At 60.6% G+C, this 18,575-nt stretch carries 19 protein-coding genes, 3 pseudogenes and 1 other annotated feature; of the genes and pseudogenes, 5 read left to right on the top strand and 17 right to left on the bottom strand.

Features of this window, described 5'->3' with window-relative positions:
- Window positions 1–172 precede the first annotated feature (172 nt).
- On the top strand, window positions 173–493 hold the full coding sequence (locus tag MRB47_RS01860) for a hypothetical protein (protein ID WP_252101748.1): 321 nt from the start codon (window positions 173–175) through the stop codon (window positions 491–493).
- A 296-nt stretch (window positions 494–789) separates the two neighbouring features.
- Here MRB47_RS01860 and MRB47_RS01855 read toward each other — a convergent pair.
- Window positions 790–1,919, bottom strand: a protein-coding gene (locus MRB47_RS01855; RefSeq protein WP_376738321.1) for an IS3 family transposase whose coding sequence is annotated in 2 segments (ribosomal slippage) — window positions 790–1,664 and window positions 1,664–1,919 — 1,131 coding nt in all. Because the reading frame shifts where the segments join, the coding sequence is not laid out codon by codon here.
- Between the two features lie 31 nt (window positions 1,920–1,950).
- Here MRB47_RS01855 and MRB47_RS01850 point away from each other — a divergent pair.
- A pseudogene (locus tag MRB47_RS01850) lies at window positions 1,951–2,100 on the top strand (DUF72 domain-containing protein); the annotation flags it as partial.
- A gap of 101 nt (window positions 2,101–2,201) precedes the next feature.
- Here the strand turns inward: MRB47_RS01850 and MRB47_RS01845 are convergent.
- Together MRB47_RS01845 and MRB47_RS01840 are read right to left on the bottom strand one after the other, a co-directional pair.
- Entirely contained in the window at window positions 2,202–2,636 is a 435-nt protein-coding gene (locus tag MRB47_RS01845; RefSeq protein ID WP_252101747.1) for an HAD domain-containing protein, read from the bottom strand.
- A gap of 711 nt (window positions 2,637–3,347) precedes the next feature.
- Complete coding sequence (locus tag MRB47_RS01840; protein WP_252101746.1) at window positions 3,348–3,776, bottom strand: DNA translocase FtsK; 429 nt, start codon at window positions 3,774–3,776, stop codon at window positions 3,348–3,350.
- A 205-nt stretch (window positions 3,777–3,981) separates the two neighbouring features.
- On the opposite strand from MRB47_RS01840, the gene MRB47_RS01835 reads away from it, so the two are divergent.
- Window positions 3,982–4,656: a uracil-DNA glycosylase family protein gene (locus tag MRB47_RS01835; RefSeq protein WP_252101745.1), complete on the top strand. Its 675-nt coding sequence runs from the start codon at window positions 3,982–3,984 to the stop codon at window positions 4,654–4,656.
- A 520-nt stretch (window positions 4,657–5,176) separates the two neighbouring features.
- Here the strand turns inward: MRB47_RS01835 and MRB47_RS01830 are convergent.
- The 14 genes and pseudogenes from MRB47_RS01830 to MRB47_RS01765 all read right to left on the bottom strand — a co-directional run.
- Window positions 5,177–5,341, bottom strand: a pseudogene (locus MRB47_RS01830) (IS3 family transposase); the annotation flags it as partial.
- A gap of 63 nt (window positions 5,342–5,404) precedes the next feature.
- A complete protein-coding gene (locus MRB47_RS01825) occupies window positions 5,405–5,926 on the bottom strand; it encodes a hypothetical protein (RefSeq protein ID WP_008903585.1) in 522 nt (173 codons plus the stop codon).
- Complete coding sequence (gene tnpC / locus MRB47_RS01820; protein ID WP_034693102.1) at window positions 5,923–7,494, bottom strand: IS66 family transposase; 1,572 nt, start codon at window positions 7,492–7,494, stop codon at window positions 5,923–5,925. Before tnpC ends, MRB47_RS01825 begins: the two co-directional genes overlap by 4 nt.
- A gap of 63 nt (window positions 7,495–7,557) precedes the next feature.
- Window positions 7,558–7,905 carry an IS66 family insertion sequence element accessory protein TnpB gene (gene tnpB, locus MRB47_RS01815; RefSeq protein ID WP_008903583.1) on the bottom strand — a complete coding sequence of 116 codons (348 nt, stop codon included), beginning with the start codon at window positions 7,903–7,905 and terminating at the stop codon, window positions 7,558–7,560.
- Window positions 7,902–8,252 (bottom strand): IS66-like element accessory protein TnpA, encoded by a 351-nt coding sequence (gene tnpA, locus MRB47_RS01810; RefSeq protein WP_008903582.1) that lies wholly within the window; start codon window positions 8,250–8,252, stop codon window positions 7,902–7,904. The genes tnpB and tnpA overlap by 4 nt, the downstream gene beginning before the upstream one ends.
- A 115-nt stretch (window positions 8,253–8,367) precedes the next feature.
- Window positions 8,368–9,470 (bottom strand): annotated as a pseudogene (locus MRB47_RS01805) (IS3 family transposase); the annotation flags it as partial.
- Window positions 9,471–9,787: 317 nt separating this feature from the next.
- Window positions 9,788–10,489 carry a hypothetical protein gene (locus tag MRB47_RS01800; protein WP_252101744.1) on the bottom strand — a complete coding sequence of 234 codons (702 nt, stop codon included), beginning with the start codon at window positions 10,487–10,489 and terminating at the stop codon, window positions 9,788–9,790.
- A 494-nt stretch (window positions 10,490–10,983) separates the two neighbouring features.
- Window positions 10,984–12,212, bottom strand: a protein-coding gene (locus MRB47_RS01795) for an IS3 family transposase (protein ID WP_252101743.1) whose coding sequence is annotated in 2 segments (ribosomal slippage) — window positions 10,984–11,924 and window positions 11,924–12,212 — 1,230 coding nt in all. Because the reading frame shifts where the segments join, the coding sequence is not laid out codon by codon here.
- Window positions 11,818–11,934 (bottom strand) — a sequence feature (AL1L pseudoknot). It overlaps the preceding gene by 117 nt.
- Before the next feature lie 203 nt (window positions 12,213–12,415).
- A complete protein-coding gene (locus MRB47_RS01790; RefSeq protein WP_252101742.1) occupies window positions 12,416–13,090 on the bottom strand; it encodes a hypothetical protein in 675 nt (224 codons plus the stop codon).
- Between the two features lie 323 nt (window positions 13,091–13,413).
- Window positions 13,414–13,758 carry a hypothetical protein gene (locus MRB47_RS01785; RefSeq protein WP_252101741.1) on the bottom strand — a complete coding sequence of 115 codons (345 nt, stop codon included), beginning with the start codon at window positions 13,756–13,758 and terminating at the stop codon, window positions 13,414–13,416.
- 142 nt (window positions 13,759–13,900) lie between these two features.
- On the bottom strand, window positions 13,901–14,155 hold the full coding sequence (locus MRB47_RS01780) for a hypothetical protein (protein ID WP_252101740.1): 255 nt from the start codon (window positions 14,153–14,155) through the stop codon (window positions 13,901–13,903).
- 22 nt (window positions 14,156–14,177) lie between these two features.
- Window positions 14,178–14,633, bottom strand: coding sequence for a hypothetical protein (locus tag MRB47_RS01775; RefSeq protein WP_252101739.1), 456 nt, complete (start codon window positions 14,631–14,633; stop codon window positions 14,178–14,180).
- Between the two features lie 284 nt (window positions 14,634–14,917).
- Entirely contained in the window at window positions 14,918–16,189 is a 1,272-nt protein-coding gene (locus MRB47_RS01770) for an Arm DNA-binding domain-containing protein (protein WP_411275744.1), read from the bottom strand.
- Window positions 16,182–16,442, bottom strand: coding sequence for a hypothetical protein (locus MRB47_RS01765; protein ID WP_252101737.1), 261 nt, complete (start codon window positions 16,440–16,442; stop codon window positions 16,182–16,184). Before MRB47_RS01765 ends, MRB47_RS01770 begins: the two co-directional genes overlap by 8 nt.
- A gap of 151 nt (window positions 16,443–16,593) precedes the next feature.
- Here MRB47_RS01765 and MRB47_RS01760 point away from each other — a divergent pair, with 151 nt between their 5' ends.
- Together MRB47_RS01760 and MRB47_RS01755 are read left to right on the top strand one after the other, a co-directional pair.
- Window positions 16,594–16,803: a helix-turn-helix domain-containing protein gene (locus MRB47_RS01760; RefSeq protein WP_252101736.1), complete on the top strand. Its 210-nt coding sequence runs from the start codon at window positions 16,594–16,596 to the stop codon at window positions 16,801–16,803.
- 9 nt (window positions 16,804–16,812) lie between these two features.
- Complete coding sequence (locus MRB47_RS01755) at window positions 16,813–18,462, top strand: DNA cytosine methyltransferase (RefSeq protein WP_411275721.1); 1,650 nt, start codon at window positions 16,813–16,815, stop codon at window positions 18,460–18,462.
- Window positions 18,463–18,575 lie beyond the last annotated feature (113 nt).

Here is an 18,575-nt window from a genome sequence, read left to right as displayed (position 1 = left end):
GTGGCCAACCTCCATGGATGGACATGAATGCCATCATGTCCGTGTGGGAGCGCGACTCACCTACCGACGCAGACCAACAAGTTGTGATGGATTATTGACTTGCACCACCTGAGGTGGCCAACGTCAACGTTGGCGATATTGCCGGAGCTTTGTAAAGCTGGGAGGATGCCGTATGAGCCGCAGTCGCCGCAAGACACCAATATTCGGTATCGCCAATGCACCCTCGGAGGCCGATGACAAGCGGCTGTGGCACAAGCGTTGGCGATCTCGCGAGCGCGATCAACTAGCGTCTCTCCCCCCGGATGGCGATCCGTTGCCGGTGCACCGGCACTCCGTGTCCAGCACCTGGGATATGGCCAAGGACGGAAAACACTGGTTCGACCCGTACCGCCAGCGTGCGGTGGCGGAGAGCATTGCAGCCCGACGCACCAAGTTGAAACCAGAACGCCTAGCATTGCAAGCCCGCCTGCTGGCCAAGTGGCGGGCCAAATAAAACGATCAACGGAGAAGGATGGCCAAGGGAGACCAAGGCGGATTGCCGTAGGACCCTCATTTTTGCCCGCAATGGCCTGGCTACGAAGGCAAGCAACTGCGAGCAAGGGCGGGCAAGGGCGATCGGTACACCCATCTCTACCAAAGTCCTGCACGGCGAACGGCAAGTCGCTTCTACGATAGCGGTTTCCAAGCCGAGAGCGCTCCTAGCACTGCTCGTGGGCACGGCCTCGTGGACCTGACCTGCCCCCAATACCCGTACCAGTCGTTTTGAGAAAATCCGCTGGTTAAAGGAGATTACTCCTGGGTTTGAAGCGGCGCCGTTACGGCGCCGCCAGTTGATTGTCGATGTCGCGCTGCGAACTTTGCTGGGGGAATCCGGCCGCAGCTGCTGTGCGGTCTGATCTCGTTGTAGTCAGCCCGCCAGCGCGCAATCTCGGCACGGGCCTGTTTCAGGCTCTGGAACCAGTGCTCGTTCAGACACTCGTCGCGGAACTTGCCGTTGAAGCTCTCGATGTAGGCATTCTGCGTGGGCTTGCCGGGCTGGTTGAGGATATGGCGCACGCCCCTGGCCTGCGCCCACGCCATGAAGGCTCGGCTGGTGAATTCGGGCCCCTGGTCTGTGCGCACGGCCTGCGGGTAACCGCGAAACCGCGCCACCTGCTCCAGCACGCGCACTACGTACTCGCCGCCGATGCCGTGGTCGACGGCGATATCCACGCACTCGTGGCTGAAGTCATCGGTGATGGTCAGGCACTTGATGCGCCGGCCACTGGCCAAGCTGTCGCTGACGAAATCCATGCTCCAGACCTCGTTGACGCTCTGGCATTGGTGCAGCGGCACGCGTTCGAGCTTCAGGCGCTGCTTGCCGCGGCGCTTGCGCACCGACAGCTCAGCCAGCCTGTAGAGCCTATAGACGCGTTTGTCGTTGACCTTCGTGCCTTCAGCCCGCAGCAGGTCGGCAATGCGCCGGTAGCCGAAGCGACGCCGCTCGTGCGCGAGCTCGACGATGCGCTGACTCGTGGCCTGGTCGTGCTGTGCGCGCTGGGGCGGGTGCCGCCAGCTGTCGCGCGACAGTCCCACCAAAGCGCAGGCGCGCCGTTCACTGATCGAGGTCTCTTCCAACATCTTGCCCACCGCGCGTCGCTTCGCCGGTGGGCTCAGCGCTTTACGCCGAAGGCCACCTTCAGCGCCTCGTTGTCCAACACCGCTTCGGCCAGTAGCTTCTTGAGCCGGTTGTTCTCGGCTTCGAGGTCGCGCAGCCGTTTGGCGTCGCTGGCTTCCATGCCGCCGAACTTGGCTCGCCACTTGTAGAACGTGGCCGAGCTGAAACCCTCTCGGCGGCACAGGTCCGCAACGCTCATGCCAGCGTCGGCCTGCTTGATGAACCCAATGATCTGTTCGTCCGTGTACCTGCTCTTGCGCATCGCGCTTCCTCTCGGTTGCGCGGATTCTCTATTGCCTTGGTACGGGTGGCGGGTTGCAGGTCAGACCGATAAAACGCTCATCGAATCGAAGAAGTTCTACCCACCTGGGGTGACCACGGCGGAGGGACGGCTGCGCTATTATGCGAGCCAGTTCCAGTTGGTGGAAGTGGATAGCAGCTACTAGGAGCCCCACAACCTCATAGGCACCGCCGGTATATAACGCGGGCGGATTGCAGGTGGTCCGAGCCACGCGCGAGCTGCGGTGGCACCGGGGCCAAGAAACTACTGAGCCAGAAGGCAGTCCACTTGCTCCAAGTGCGCATACGTCAGGCCGATAGCCCCATCGCACACCACCAAGCGATCGCAAGCGGGAGAAAAAAGGTGGGGCTGGTCATCAATGGCCACCCAGGCAGTGTTTGTAAGAGAGTTGCGAGCAAGAAACTCTTCAATCCCCGCCTCTCGCTCGTACGAAGGGAGCTCACCAGCCTTCGTTATCCCAATGGGCGTAGTGCCAATGACCCGATGACCAAGGTCCTCGGCAAAGTAGCTTTGGATCTCATCCAAAGGATGAGCCGTCCGCCAGCTCGATGAGATGACGACCTTGATTGCCGGGTGTCTGCGCAGCCAATCCTGCACCAGATCAAGGTGACAGAAGTAGCGATCAACGCTACATCCGACCGGATGCATGACTCCGTCAAAGTCAAGAAAGAGGAGCATCGGCACAGTCTACCGACTGCGCTGATCGGCCAATACCTTCATTTGGAAGCGCTACTGAACTGTCGTTTTTCTCATGAACAATCCAACAACACGATCAGCTGTAATCGACTCGTTGCCGCCGCTGGTTGATTTCCAGCGCATGGCAGCTTTGCAGCGGTTGCTGCCGGTGGCCGCCGCAAGGCGGATTCACCCTGCCTACCACCAAGCAGTCGTTGGAACCAGCGACAGCCGACGGCCCTAACGGCAGCTGTAGGAAGCACAGCAAGCATTGCAAGATATGCCGTCCTTTCCATCATTGATATTTATGGTCGGTAGTGCAAGCTCATCGCATATCTCACGGTCGCTTGCGATCGAACAGCGGCCGAAGCTAGTCAAGTACCCGGTCCGGGATACACGGCAGTCGCATGAGGCACGGTTCGTCGAAGGACACGTAACGATCACTGAGGGCCGGCAAGACTCGCTTTTGTGTGACTCCGTTCAGCCTGATGCGGACGGAATAGCCAGTAGACGGACCGTCATGTCTTGACAAAAAGCCACCGCGCAACTGCAGCTGATCTTCTCGTCCGAAGCAACCTCCAAGGACCAGAAGTAAAGCGACCGGCACAACAGTAGGGGAGCGGCTTTCAGGCGGCCCTTTTTTATTGAGCAATGCCAGTGACTTGACTCCGCCGCACCGGCCCGATGGGACTGCGGCGTGGTGTGGCGGCCAAGTCAGCCATTGCCAGAACGGTGATTCGATTCCCAATCAGCCCGTCGTTTGATCACGGCCTCATGTAGCCTAACCGCCCGAGAATAGCCAATTCGAAAACGCCTCTGTAGGAAACTAATGGGAAAAGACTCCCCCATGGGAAGTAGCGAGTCGGCACATTCAAGATAGGGATCGTCACCGCTAGGTAGGCCCTTTGAAATACTTGGCGATCGATTCGAATCATCGGCTGGCGACCAATCACTCCGCTCCAACGGCAATGCCGATTCCGTCAAGCCGGCATTGGCCAGATCGTCTGGGGGATGGGGCGGGCAATCGGATGGAACAGGTGCAGACAGCGGATGCGCACGCAGCAGATCGTCGTCACCCTGGCGGCAGATAATGCCGTCACGCTCAAAGTGGCCAAGGTGGCTCTTAATGTTCGGTTTGCTCATGGGGGAACTCCTGTCAAGGTAAGACCGGCAGCAGGATGCGCCACCGGACTCGCAACAGGCTCCACGTCGTTTTAAGCGCCAATAGGCTGATGGCCTCGGGCTACCACGTCCCCTATTGTGGCGAGGCGCGTTCGATGATGTTTTTTCGTCGGGTACCATGAAAGTCTGCCATTCAATCTGCCGCGCCACACAGGAGAGGAGCCTAATGTCAACCAAAGCAATGACAAAACACGATATCCCTGAAATCGCCGCCCGCTCCTTGGACGGGCAACTGGACCAAAGCGGCGCCTTCCTTTACAGCAGCCACGAGACCATTAAACCGGGCGAGATCTACTTTCTCGGATTGAATCCCGGCGGCCAGGGCGGAGTATCGCTCAGGGAGCGCCTGGCCACCTTGCTCAGCCGCGAGGAAAACGCCTACCTTGACGAGGCCTGGGACAACGGAGGCGGCTCCTACAAGCCCGGCGAGGCTCCACTTCAAAAGCGGGTGGGCTGGCTTCTGAGTCAGCTGGGCGCTGATACCCGCGACGTGCTGTCCACCAACCTCATCTTCATGCAAAGCAGGGATGCCAGCGGCGTTTCCATTGAGCACGCCAAGCTATGCTGGCCTGTGCACGAAGCCCTGTTGAGCATCGTGCGCCCCCGCCTCATCCTCACGTTTGGTAACTCCAGCTTCTCACCCTACGGCTACCTTCACGCACTGTATGGCGGCAGCCAGCGCTATGCACCTTCTGGCCACGGCGACTGGTCCGTCAAGGGATTCAACGCTCAGATGTCGTGGGGCGAGGTGTTCGTGGCAGGCCTTCCTCACCTGAGCCGGTACGACCCCACCGACAAGCACCATGTGGTGGACTGGATCAAGAACGGCGGCCACGAGTAACGGCTCGAGCAATGTCCGCTTGGATGGTGCGACCATTTCCGCAAGGGTACCGAAACCGCCGCTCACCCACGCGCGCTTACTCGAACCGTCGCAAGCCAGCCAAAGTGCTCCACTTGGCCGAGAGGACGTACACATCAGGTGCAGCAAGTCACAGCACCTGACCCTTCGAGGCTAGAACTCCCTGGCAACGATGAATGAACGGCCGCTTCGTGTTCTGGACCGTACGGTGATGCGGAGTTCTGGCAAATGACTGGTGCCGGTGGCCGCAGTCATTCGTGCATTGAAGCCAAATGACAGCAACCAGCCTGAAGCAGCTGCTCAAGACGCTGCCATGGCAGACCACTACTGGCCGAAGCCGGGCCTGGCTACTTGTGAGCGCAGCACCGCAAAGCTGGCCTTCGGGGCGTCCGGTTTAGGACAGGCAGTCACCGGGTGTGGGCGTCGTCAGTCGGCCAGAAACTGTCGTTCGCCACGAAGGCGCGAGCGATAGTGATGTTGCCCCCGTATTCCCGGCCCCGTCCTATTCGCAATAAAGCGTCTGGTCCACCGATGGCTCCAGCCGCACCCGGGCGGCCTGCTGCCGCCTGAACTCACGAGGCGAACACATTTTCAGCGACGAGTGTGGGTGCACCTCGTTGAAGTGCTCGAAGGCAGCCGGCAGTTGGGCCAGCACCGTCCTTGCATCACGCAGGTCCATGCGGGGTAAGCGTCAGCTCAGCACCCTCTTGACGAGGTCCTTATGGGATAGTCAGACGTCCAGGATGTGTCGCAGCAAGCCGAAGCCTACGCGCCACTGCGTGCCATCACCGGGGTCGATGGTTGCAGTGCGGCTGTTGATGCGCACGATGGTGCCCACCACGGTCTGCAGGTACTTGTCCTCAAAGGCGACCTTCTCGCCGCAGCGAAAGTCGTTGCGCGTCGGTCGGGGGGCGGCCGGCGGCTCTGGCGCCACAGCTTGAGGGCGTGTTGCAGGATCGGGCAAGGGCGGTTCGATCGCGGCGTAAGGCAACTTCCACTCTTTGCGCTCGCGCAGGTCTTGCAACGTGACCTGCGTGTCACGCATGGCCACCACCTTGCCTTCTCGCAGACTGCCATCGCGCCAGTCCACAAAGCGCACGGTTTGACCCAGGTTCATGTCCTTGCGCACGGCAATGATGCGGCGTGGGTCGGCCAGCAGCCGCTCGATCAGCGTGCTGAGCTGGAACAGCTCCAGGCTGCTTGCGTTCTGCAGGGCGTCCAGCACCCGCGGGTCAATGCCAGACACGCTCATGCCGCCTTGCGTTGTTGATCCGCCTGACGGGACTGCCGCATCAGGTTCCAGGGCAGCAACTCATCAATGCGGTTGATGGGGTGGTCGGCTATGCGGCCGAGCACCTCCCGCAAGTAGGCCTCGGGGTCAATCCCGTTGAGTTTGGCGGTTTGCACCAGGCTGTAGATCGCCGCCGCTTGCTCGCCGCCGGCATCCGATCCCATGAACAGGTAGTTGCCCCGTCCCAAAGCCACCCCGCGCAATGCCCGCTCTGCTGCGTTGTTGTCCATCTCGATGCGCCCATCTTGGCAATACCGCGTCAGAGCCTGCCAGCGTGTCAGGCTATAGCCAATGGCTTTGGCCAACTCCGATTTGGCCGACACCCGACCAACCAACTGGCTCAACCAGACGTGCATCTCCTGCAGCAGCGGCCCGGCACGCGCCTGGCGTTGGGCCTGTCGAATGTCGGGAGGCTTTCCCCGAATGTCACGCTCGATGGCATACAGATCGGCAATGCGTCTGAGCGCCTGTGCTGCGATAGACGTCTCGTCTTTGCCGCTGCTCAGGTACAGGTCCCACCACGGTCGGCGCGCGTGCGCCCAGCATGCTGCCTCGGTGATCTGTCCTGAGGCGTACAGCTTGCCCCAGCCGCCATAGGCATCCGCCTGGAGAATGCCGCGATATTTCTTCAAGTGGCGCTCTGGATGCTCGCCTTTGCGATCTGGGGTGTACTGGTACCAGGCCGACGGTGGCGCACTTGAGCCGATCGGACGGTCATCTCTGACGTACACCCACAAGCGCCCCGTCTTGGTCTTGCCGCGCCCGGGCTGCAGCACCGGCACGGGGGTGTCGTCGGCATGAATCTTGGCAGCCGCCAGGGTGTAGCGCCCCAGTGCGGCCACCAGGGGATCAAGCAATTGACCGGCCTGGTCAACCCAGCCGGCCAGCGTTGAGCGGTCCAGCTCAACACCGCTGCGGGCGTAAATGCCGCTTTGGCGGTAGAGAGGCAAATGGTCACAGTACTTGGACACCAGCACATGGGCCAGCAGGCCGGCACCGGCCAGTCCGCGCGCTATGGGGCGGCTGGGTGCGCTGGCCTGGAAGATGGCATGGCACGCCACGCAGGCCAGCTTGGGACGCACATGCCGGATCACCTTGAAGTGGGCAGGCACGTACTCCAGTTGTTCGGAGACATCCTGTCCTATCTTACGCAGTCGAGCGCCACAAGCGGTGCACCCGCAGGACTGGCCATTTGTGTCCTGGTGCGTGTCGCTGATCTCGGGCAGGTGCTCCCGAACATCGCGCGGCAGGTGCGCGGGCAGACTGCGGTCGATCTGCGGGTCATTGGCGGGGGCCGGTGCAGATGCGGCCTTGGCTCGAGTGACCATCGCGGTCTCGCCACCATCGATCAAAGGCATCTGCGCCGACCACTGTTCGCTGGAGGTACCGAATTCGGAGCGAACCCGGCGCAGCAGTTGCAATTTGAGTTTGTCGACCATCAACTTGAGCAGGGCCACCTCGCTGTCGCGCGCCGCGATGATGCGCAGCAATTCGTCGATGTTCTGGGGCGGTTGATGGGGCGTCGGCACGGTTTTGAGTATGCCCAACTCTGCTGTCTCACCTCATCGGGAATGACCCGCAACTGCCAAGCTTTACGCCGCCAGATCGGGACGGTGCGTGCGCGCCGGCATGCGCCAGTCGATGCCTTCAAGCAGCATCGAGAGTTGGGCTGAGGTCAGAGACACGCCGCCGGATGCAGCTTGCGGCCAGACAAAGCGGCCGCGTTCGAGCCGCTTGCTCAGCAGCAGCAAACCTTGGCCATCAAACCACAGCACTTTGAGGATGTCGCCGCGCCGGCCGCGAAAGACAAAGACGTGGCCACTGAACGGGTTCTCGCTCAAAGCTCCTTGGACCATTGCCGCCAAACCGTCGAAGCCTTTGCGCATGTCGGTGTGGCCGGCCACGATCCACACCCGCGTGTTCGCTGGCAAACCGATCATGCGCGCACCACGGCCAGCACCGCCTTGAGTTGCTCGGTATCCACTGGGCCGCGCAGACGGATGACAGTGCCGCCCACCTCAATCTCCATCACCCCCTTGGGTTGGGTTGGCTGACGAGCGTTTGTGGTGGCCACCACCTCAGCTGGCCGAGCGTCTGCGACGACCGTGACCGGCAACAACGTATGAGGTGAGGACTGCCAGTGCTCGAGTTTCATCCAGCTGCGAAGCTGGTTGGCGTTGACACCGTGGCGAAGTGCCAGGCCGGCAACCGAAACCTCTGGCTTGAGCGCTTGCTCCACCAGCCAGGCCTTGAAGGCCGAGACGTAGATGCGCTTGCCGTTGCGCATGACTCGCTCCACCGTCGGGCCGTTCCACTCTGGGGTGTGTCCACTGTCTTGCATATGGACATATCCTGCATTGACCCTCCGCTCCTCACAAGAAGGGCCTTGGGGCCACGCTTACCATGCGGGCCACGTAGTCGCGTTTGAAGGTGTTGACGAAGCTCTCGGCGATGCCGTTGCTCTGCGGGCTGCACACGGGCGTCTGGATGGGTTTGAGGCCCAGTGCGCGGGCCAGCGCTCGCGTCTCGGCTGCGATGTAAGCCCCACCGTTGTCGCTCAGGAACTCGAGCTCCTGGCCCGCCGGCACTGCCTCCACCGCGCCGAAGCGGCGCTCGACCGCCTCAATGAGCATCTCGCGCACGGGCTCGCCCGGCAGTCCCTTGCCCTCCCAGGCACGCCAAGCCATGACCTCCCGGTCGCAACAGTCCTTCGTGAACGTGGCCGTCACAGTCTGGCCGGAGTCGCACTTGATTTCCAGGCCATCAGAACACCACCGCAAGTCACTGCGCGAGACCGCCACACGGCCCTCATGCGTGCGTGCCGACTGGCGTCGGCGCGGTGCCTTGGGCAGCAGCAGGCCGGCTGCTGCCATCACGCGATAGACGCGCTTGGCATTGACCCTGGGCGCGCCCCGCGCAGCGCGCTGGCGATTGACCAGGGCACAGGCTCGCCGGTAGCCGTAGCTGGGAAGCTCTGCAATCTCCTGGCGCAACTCGGCGAGCAGTTCGGCATCACCACAGGGCTTGCGGTGCCTGCGGCCATCGGTCCATGCTTCATCGCGCGCCAGCAGCTCGCGCACGTGTGAGCGCGCCAGCCCCATCGTCCGGCAGACTGTCTTCACTGGTCGTCCCCGGGCAACAAGGGCGAGCGCGCAATCCACTTTTTTTCGGCTGCGTACTCCACGGCTTCCTTGAGGATTTCGTTCTCCAGGGTCTTCTTGCCGAGCACGCGCTGGAGCTTGGTGATCTCCGCGCGGGCAGCCGCCAGTTCCGAAGCCGGCACCACGGCTTCACCCGCGGACACGGCCGTCAATGCCCCCTGGCGTTCGAGCTTGCGCCACTGGAACAGCAGCCCTGCCGAGACGCCTTCCTGGCGAGCCACCAGCGACACGCTCATGCCTGGCTCGTAAGTGCGCCGCACCAGGGCCGCTTTCTCCGCCAGGGACCAGCGCCTGCGGCGCTGGTCCTTCACTATTACCTCTACTGACTCCGTATGCCTAGTCATATGCACAGTCCTGTTCCTATCTCCAAAGATAAGCGACAGGACGGGGCCGGGGAATCAGGGGGCTATCTCAATAGCGCCAGACTGAAAGCTGCCGCCTGTGCGCGCTGCACGCAGAGGCTGCCCTGACCGAAAGCCACCGATCATTGAATGCCGAACACGCACAGATGAGAGCCGAGTCAAGAGGCAGGAAATGCACGAAGCACGCGTCGCCCGTAAAGATGCGCGCCGAGGTGAATGAGGTGGTGCCGCGGGGCCTGCGGCGGCACCACTCATATGAAAGTCAAATACTTACAGCTGGTCAGATCAATAACTCCGCTCTAGTCGCTTCCGTCGTAGCCGTAAACGTCACCCTGATCCATATCGTCATCGAACTGCTGAGGTTCTCCAGTCCTTGCTAGCCGAACTATGCTGCCGGAGCCTAAAAGCGTACGTCCTAGCCTTGCAAAGACGAGCGTCCCCTGCACTGGTACGTGCCAACCTTCGGTTTTGTTGACCAGACGGGTCCAGCCGGTAAAAGTCCAAGTCCACTCGTGTCCCGCATCGGACAGCGGCACTGCGCACTCAACCAGCTCGGCAACAGTCTTGGCCCGTACTCCTCCTAGTTCCTTTGCTATTTCGTGCTGGAGGACATGATCACATCCCTCGACAGTCGCGAAGACGCGATCTCGAAAGGACTCCTCACTGACAGGGCCGGTGGGTCGCGGTTGACGCAGGTAGTAGACGCCTTGAGGAGCAAGCTCTTCGTCTGGATCGTCCAAGATGTCGAAAACCTCGCTAATAGAACTGATGGACGACAGATCAATGCCAAGTGTTTCGGCACGCTTGCACACAGCTCCAGCGAGAAAGATAACGTGGTCCGCGCGTTGCAAAACGCCCGCCTCAGAGGCGAGCAACGATGCGCGTGTGTTGTGCCCCAGGCCAGACGCGAGCAACTCCTGAGCTTGCCCCAGCGAGATCGTCACTCCTGCACTGGAGAGGAGGTTCTTGAGGCGAAACGCCCACGTAGAAAAAGCTGACATGGTTTCTCCGAATCAGTGTCGGCAGGTGTTGTGCGTTTAGCACCCACCGCATGGAGAGCCATGAAGAGGGAAATCAGAATAGAGGGAGGAGCCCGGTTCAAGTTCGCACAAAACTTCGGCTGGCGCCGTGGCGACGAATTGTGCATATAAGCGCTTGAATGCGCAACCTGGAGGCCGTGCGAACGTCCGTTCCGTGCCACCCTACCGCAGATGGGCGCCGCGTTTGGAGGGGGGCTGCAACCGCTAGAGGCTGTGTGGAAACGCGAGTTCGGACTCCGATTTCTCGGTTCGCTCAAAAGTCGACCGCTCAGAACGGCCTACAACGCACGATCTCGGAACGGGGAATGGTCAACATACCCCCGTGAAAGTCAGCTATCGCCGTTTTCACACAGCCTCGCTACAAAGCGGCTTCTGTACGTCGGACGACCGCTAAGGGTCGAGAGCAGTCGTCAGTATGAACCGCCCCGGCTTTTGTGGAGGCCGGTTGGTTTAAGTCAGGCAGCGATGGCGTCCTGATTGGCGAGTTGCCGGTAGTAGTTTGCCTCAGCCTCGGCTGGGGGTATGTAGCCGATGGGTTCGAGCAACCGGTGGTGGTTGAACCAGGACACCCATTCAAGCGTTGCCAGTTCCACCGATTCCCGGGTTTTCCAAGGCGCCCGGCGGTGGATCAATTCGGCCTTGTACAGGCCGTTGATCGTCTCGGCCAAGGCGTTGTCATAGGCATCGCCGGCGCTACCCACCGAGGGCTCAATGCCCGCCTCGGCCAACCGCTCGGAGTAGCGAATCGACACGTATTGCGATCCCCTATCCGAGTGATGGGTCAAGGTCCCATCGCGCTCGGGCTGGCGGGCATACAAGGCCTGCTCCAGTGCGTCCAGAACGAAGTCCGTGCGCATGGTGCTGCTCACGCGCCAGCCCACGATGCGCCGGGCGTACACGTCGATCACGAAGGCCACGTACAGCCAGCCTTGCCAAGTCGAGACGTAGGTGAAGTCCGAGACCCACAGCTGGTTGGGGCGATCGGCCTTGAACACCCGGTTGACCCGATCGAGCGGGCAGGCCACCTTGGTATCGGGAACCGTGGTGCGAACCACCTTGCCGCGAATGACGCCCCGCAGGCCCAGTTGGCGCATCAGCCGCTCGACGGTGCAGCGCGCCACCGTGACCCCTTCGCGGTTCATTTGCCTCCACACCTTGTCGGCGCCGTAGACCTGCATGTTGGCCTGCCATACGCGCTGCACCTGCGGCGCCAAGGTGTCATCGCGTTTGCTGCGCTCGCTGCGCAGCGCAGGATTGCGCCCGGCAGCGGCATGGCGCCAGTAGCCCGAGGGGGCAATCTGCAGCACCTTGCAGATCGACTCGACCCCGAAGGACTCGCGGTGTTCGTCGACGAACAGCCTCAGGACTTGATGCGGCGGTCGAGCTCCGCCTGGGCGAAAAACGCGCTGGCCAGCTTGAGGATTTCGTTGGCCCGGCGCAGCTCCTTGACCTCACGTTCCAAATCCTTCACCCGCTGCGCTTCCGACGTCGTGATGCCCTCGCGCATGCCCGCATCGATTTCAGCCCGCTTGACCCATTCATTAAGCGTTTGGGGCACGCAGCCGATCTTGGGGGCAATCGATTCAATGGCGGCCCACAGCGACGGATACTCCCCCCGGTGCTCCTGCACCATCCGCACCGCCCGCTCGCGGACCTCCGGTGAAAACTTGTTCGACTTCGTCATGGCTCAATCCTCTCAGATGGATTGGCCTCCTCAAAACCCGGGGCGGTTCAGTACGCGCTGCGGTGACAGTCTGCTCTCAGCCCAAAGCAGCCCTCAACCGCAAGCGCGATTCGCTCCATACGGTCTCCGTCGGTGCGTTGATAGCGAGCAAATAGTTCAAGTGATCAACCCTGTCGGTACACACAGACTTTTTCAGTATTGCCTTAGGCCATCATTTCATGGGAGACGGCCAGGCGGGACGTCAGCCCAGCCTGTTCGCGCAACCAGCTGGACCGGTCGTACAAAAAGCCTGGAAACTCCTGGGCCAACGAGATCTTCTGCAGAATAAGTGCGCGGGCCAGATGAGCGACCTGCGCCAATTCTTTCTCGTTTCGCACTTCCAGCGGCGCCACCAGGCTCACGCCCATTGCCCAACGCAGGCGCTCCCATTTCCATGAGGGTCGGACCTCCAACGCGATGCCTTCCCGGGTCAGCCGTTCCTTGATCTGCCGCAGCTTGGTGTAGTGCTGCGTCTGAGCCTCTGAAGGTGCTCGGCTGGTGTAGCTGCTCAGCTTCTTCCGTTTGCCCGACTTCCCGACCATCTTGTAGTTTTTGGTAGCCCCTTCGCAGGGCCAGTTGTCACATGGCCCATCTCCCGCCTCCTCCCGGGCCATGGATGAAATGGCGTCCGCGTAGAGATGGCGGGGGTGGCGCCACCAGACCATGATGCGTCGCCGATTGAGGATGAACCCCACTTCATCCCAGTAAGACAGACTGTCCGGTCCCATATCGCTGTAGGCATGCCGGATGTACAGGCCGCCTTCCGACAAATGCCACTGGTGCGTGCGGTGGTATTCACGCATACGCCTGCCCAGATATTCATAGTGTGGATTCTTCACGTTGCTCCATCTCCAGGGTGACCCCCCCCCGGTTTATCCAGACTCTCTTGATCCAAACCCAAGCGGGACGAAGCCTGTCAATTTCAAGACATGTCATAGTTGAAGCAGGGCAGATCAGAGGAAATGCCCCGCTCAAGGAAGTATTGAACCCTCTCAGCGTTTATCGGCTTTGGCTCTCTTCCTATCAAGCCGATAGTGAAAAATTCCGAGAACAACGAATCCGGCAACCACCGCAATGGACAGCACGTCCAGCAAGCTCATACCCATAGCGCAACCTCCGCACAGAATCTCATAACGACATCCGCCCAACTGCTCGCAGCCCACTAGCGGCTGGGTTCTGCGGCCGGGTCATTCGCCGCTTGTGCAGGCGCTCGCAGTTCGATGTGGATGCTGCGCGTCTTGACCTCACCCTGCTCCAGCCGCTGCGCCAGAATTCTCAGGGCCGCAGCCTGCGCTTTCGCCATGGCTTCCTCGGCCGTGGCTCCCCAGGCCCGTGCGCCCGGCACCTCCGGGACCATCTCGGCCAGAAACCTTCCGTCATCGTCCCGTGTGCACTCCAACGTGTAGTTGGCAGCGCTGAGGCTGGGTTGAGTTTCACGCGTGGCGACGTACATGGCAAACCCGGTAATCACGCTACCGATCAGGAACAAAGTGATCAAGCCGCCCATGGTGCATTTCCTTTCATCTTGTAGAGAACTACCAAACGGATCTCCTGCAGAACCACTCCCCCCATGCGCTGCGGTTTGGGGGGAGCGCAAGCGCAGCACGCCTCGTGGATGGACACTCTATTGTTGTCATCTGGTGCCGTTGTCAAGCCTCGGGAGTTCGGGCCCATGCGGACGTCGATAGCCGCAGCCAGGGGCCCAGCGTTTCCTTCAGGCAGCTGTGGCACAGGTCGATATCCACCCGCGTTCCATCGCCCAGGACTGAACCCCAGCCTGCATCGAACCCCAGCTGCAGGAAGTTGTTCAGGCCGTCGCCCTCATCGTGCCGGGCTTGCGCTGCACAGCGGTCACAGATGAGTTGCGCGACCACCGGTGTCGACTTCAGTTCATAAACTCTCATGTCCGCTCCTTCATTTTGATTGCTACGGCATTTGCATGCTGGCACTGCCAAGCGCAGCCTGTATGCGTGCTACCTGCTGCGGGTCCGCTGCGTCGTCCTGGTCGATTCCCAGCACCTGAGCCAGTGTGCTGCCCAGATCTGCATGGCTGCGGCGCAGTTGCCTGAGCGGCTCCTCCAGGAACGCCTTGTGCGCTGCGGCTATGCGGCTGCGGCAGGAGCGCATGGTGTGAATGCCCTGAGCAGAGTGCTGAGCCGTGGCTTGTTGGTGGACACACCAGTAGTAGCCACAGGACTGCACAAAGGCAGCGACGGCAGCCAGTTCTCTTTCGTGGTGGTGCAGCAATCCCGGGTAACGGCTCGCCTGGTTTGCTGCGCGTTCGCACAGGTCCAGGGGCATGATCGCCGGCTTGCCCGCAGGCGTTGCCACGGGATACAGATAGGCACATACCAGGTCATCGTCGCTGAACAGATCGCGCATGAAGGCATTCAGCACGCCCTGTGCGGCATGCGGCATACGGGCATGGATTTCTTCGCGGTATTGCGTGACCGCGTCGCAGGATTGGTGCGACATGCGCTTTGGCATCAGTGCGCGCGGGAAGATGGGAGCACGGCTTTGATGTAGGTGAAGTGATGCGTTCATATCGAACTCATTGGCACTCGAGGTGCAGGTTCGGGATATCGGGTTTGCGGGGAGGATGCAGGCATGGCTGCGCCCTGCCCTGCGCGTTGGGCGTTTGGCGTGGGTTCAAAAAAGCGTGGTGGTCAGGTCGTGGTTGCCACTGCCGGTGAGGACTCAAGCGCCAGGATCACGGGGGTCACGTTCCCCGTGACGGGCGCCAACGAGATGTGCTGCTTGAGCAGGCGCTCCATGGCAGAGCCGTCGCGGCGCGTCAGGTTGGGCACATACCGGCTGTACACACGGAACAGCATTTCGGTACTGGTGTGGCCCAGTTGGCGCGCGATCCATTCCGGCGCTTCCCCGGCGGCGAGCCACAGCGTGGCTGCCGTATGCCGCATCTGATAGGCCCGGCGGTGCTCCAGACCCAGGTGGCGCAGCAGCGGTGCCCAGACCCGGTTGAGAAAGTTCTGGTTGTCGATGGGCTTGCCACTACGCAGGCTGAACACGTACTCCGATTCCGGATGCCGTGCCTTGAACTGTGCCTGCAGGGCCTCAACGACCATCTCGTTCATCTGGATGTCGCGCATGCTGCCGTCCGTCTTGAGCTCGTCTTCCTCGTTGAGCACGATGGATTCGCGCACCAGGATGAGGCGGCGCTCGAAGTCGATGTACTTCCACTTGAGGCCATGCACTTCGCCGGTTCGCATGCCTGTGAAGAAGCGCACGGTGAAGTAGTTGCGGTAGTCCGCTCTCACCGTGGTCAAGATGCGCTGCACCTCCTCCAACGTGAAGGGCATGACGTCGCTGCGTTTCATCTTGAGAGGTTTGATGTTGCGGAAGGCGGACGTAAACTCGAGGCGGTCGGCCGCTTCGTTAAGGATCTGTCGCAAAGGCTTCATGACGGAGTTGATGCGTCGGTTGGAAAGGGTGTTGCTGGATTTGCGGGCAGGAGCTTTGGCGAGTGATGCCCGAAAAGCCAGTACGTCTGCCTTGGTGATCTGGCCGACCTCCTTGTCCCCGAAGAAGGGGATGAGGTATTTGTCCAGAGCACCGCGTTGCGTGATGCTGTAGCTGCGCCTCCATGTCACCTCGGCTTCGGCGAACCACACCTCGGCGAAGTCGCGAAACAGCGGGGTGGTGCTGGGAGGCCGCTTCAACGCGCCTTGTGCAGGCCCGGCAGGCGTAGCCTCCTGCGGGGGTTCGATCTCCGCGACAGGCAGGGACTTGCCAAAGGTTTTTTGGTAGTCAAAGGCGCCCAGGGCGATTTCTGCTTCAATACGCTCCAGGACCTTTTGCAGGCGTTTGCGGTTGGCGGGGGTGTCTGGGAGTGCAGTCTGTTCTCGCATCCTTCGACCCTGGTACTTGAAATCTAGAAACAACTGGCCGGTTTCCAGACGGCTTCGCACACTACCCATGGAGCGCACCTCCACCCACCAAGGGGATTGGTGCTGCACTTTGGTGTGAGTGCATAGCCATGTCCTGTTCGATCGCCTCCCAGATGTACAGAGTCTTGCGACCTCCGAACGGCCGGATGTAGTGCCGCCCCTCGAGCAGCACACTGTCTTTCAAACGATCCCTGATGGTCCTGGCGTCGTACTTGATGCGATCTGCCAGTTCATCGGTAGTCAGATAGGTGGAAGCCTGTGAGGCAGGCAATGCGACTTGCATGGCTGGTTCTCCTTTGGTGAAGCCACTACACTGAGAGATCATCTTGCGCGACATAAGCGTTTTTTGATCTTCTGCAGGTCATTATGCAAGCGCATTACACCACGTCAAGTCATTTTGATCTTCAAAAGATCAATTTATTCATTTTCAACACATGATCCGCTGCCACTTCGCCCGTTTGCTAGGGGAGCGCAAGCTCAAGATCAGTGATGTAGCCAGGGACACCGGCATCAATCGCGGGACGCTGACTAGGCTTTACTACGAGACGGCGGAGCGCGTCGAGCTGGAGGTGCTGGACAAGCTATGCGAGTACTTCAGTGTTGAAGTCGCCGATCTACTCGAGAAGGTCACTTCTGAACACTGAGACTGACAGGTGCTCGCACCCAAAATTCTTAGGTCTTCAATGCCGATTCCAATAATTGACCTCTTTGCAGGCCCGGGGGGGCTCGGAGAAGGGTTTTCCTCGCTCCGAGACCACAAGCACGAACGCGTTTTCGAGATCGCTCTCTCGATCGAGAAGGATTCCATCGCTCACAAGACGCTAATGCTGCGCGCCGTGTTCCGGCAGCTGCGCGGCACGAAGCACATTCAGCACTACTACTCGTACATCCGCAACGAGATCGACGAGCTGACCTTCAGAAAGATTCCAGCCGTCGCCGAGGCCTTCTCTCATGCGGAAAAAGAGGCTCGCTGCTTGGAACTAGGCAAGGCCAACGAGGACAGCATAGATACAGAAATCCAGACCGCCCTGGGAGGCAAAGACACCTGGGTTCTCATTGGAGGCCCGCCATGCCAAGCCTATTCATTGGCAGGCAGAGCGCGGCGGGTCAACGACAAGACCTTCAAGGATGACGTCAAGCATTTCCTCTACAGGGAATATCTGCGCATCATCAAGGTGCACCGCCCGACGGTCTTCGTCATGGAGAATGTCAAGGGACTGCTTTCCTCGCACCATTCCGGAAGTCCGATGTTCGAGCGAATCCTCGCCGACCTCTGTGCTCCTGCACCTGGGCTGGAATACGAGATCCGCTCCTTCGTCAAGAAGGGCAACAGCGATACGCTCGAGCCTGTCGACTTCGTGATTCAAGCCGAGAGGCATGGCATACCACAGAGCCGCCACCGTGTGATCCTGCTGGGCATCCGAAAGGACGCTGGTGCGTCCCGCCATGACCTGCTTCCTGTCACCGATTCCGTGTCGGTGAGAGAAGCCATCGACGACCTCCCCAAGATCCGCAGCAAGCTGTCAAGAGGTGATTCCATCGAGGCGTGGCGGGAGGCAGTACTTGCTGGTCCGTCCTACGTTAGCGGCTGGGGAACGGCAAGCGAACGGGCCATGACCGAACTCATGCGGACTTCCGCACGGGCTGCCACTTGGACCAGCGTTGGAAAGCCGTTCGCGCAGAAACCCGGCCCAAAGCCCAAGCTCGGCGAGCAGACGGAGCTGCAGCGCTGGGTGTACGACAGAAACTTAAAAGGTTTCTGCCAGCATGAGGCTCGCTCGCACATGCCTTCCGACCTCGCGCGGTATCTGTTCGCCGCCTGCTTCGCCCAGTCCCACAGGTACTCGCCTCGCCTCGACATATTTCCTCCAAAACTGCTGCCGAAGCACAGCAACGTGACGAAAGAAAGGGGGGCTACCGAGGCCATTCCATTTAAGGACCGGTTCCGAGTGCAATGCGCTTGGGACCCTGCCACGACCATCGTGTCGCACATCGCGAAGGATGGCCACTACTACATCCACTACGACCCGACCCAGTGCCGAAGCCTCACGGTCAGAGAGGCCGCTAGACTGCAGACGTTCCCGGACAACTACTTCTTCGCAGGCAACCGTACGGAGCAGTACACCCAAGTCGGCAATGCCGTACCACCTCTCCTCGCCTACAAGCTAGCGAAGATTGTCAGAGGCCTTCTTGCAGGGTTGAAACGGGACGGGAGGCGAAAAAAAGCGCGAGTCAAAGCCAACCATAAAGCCTCAGGCCAGTCCGTTGCGTACCTGCACCAAAAGGAGCCTGATTTCGCCTAGACGGCATAGCCATAGCCAACTGCCAGTACTGTGTCATCCCCTCCAGGCCGTGTCGAACCGCAGTGTCTTTGTGCTGGAATCGGGCTTGCTCTTCCTTGGCTCAATAGGAGCTC

Origin of the sequence: Diaphorobacter sp. LI3, from assembly GCF_022807955.1 — a bacterium.
In the GTDB taxonomy this organism is placed as follows: Bacteria; Pseudomonadota; Gammaproteobacteria; order Burkholderiales; family Burkholderiaceae_C; genus Diaphorobacter; species Diaphorobacter nitroreducens.
This window is presented reverse-complemented; position numbering and strand designations above follow the sequence as displayed.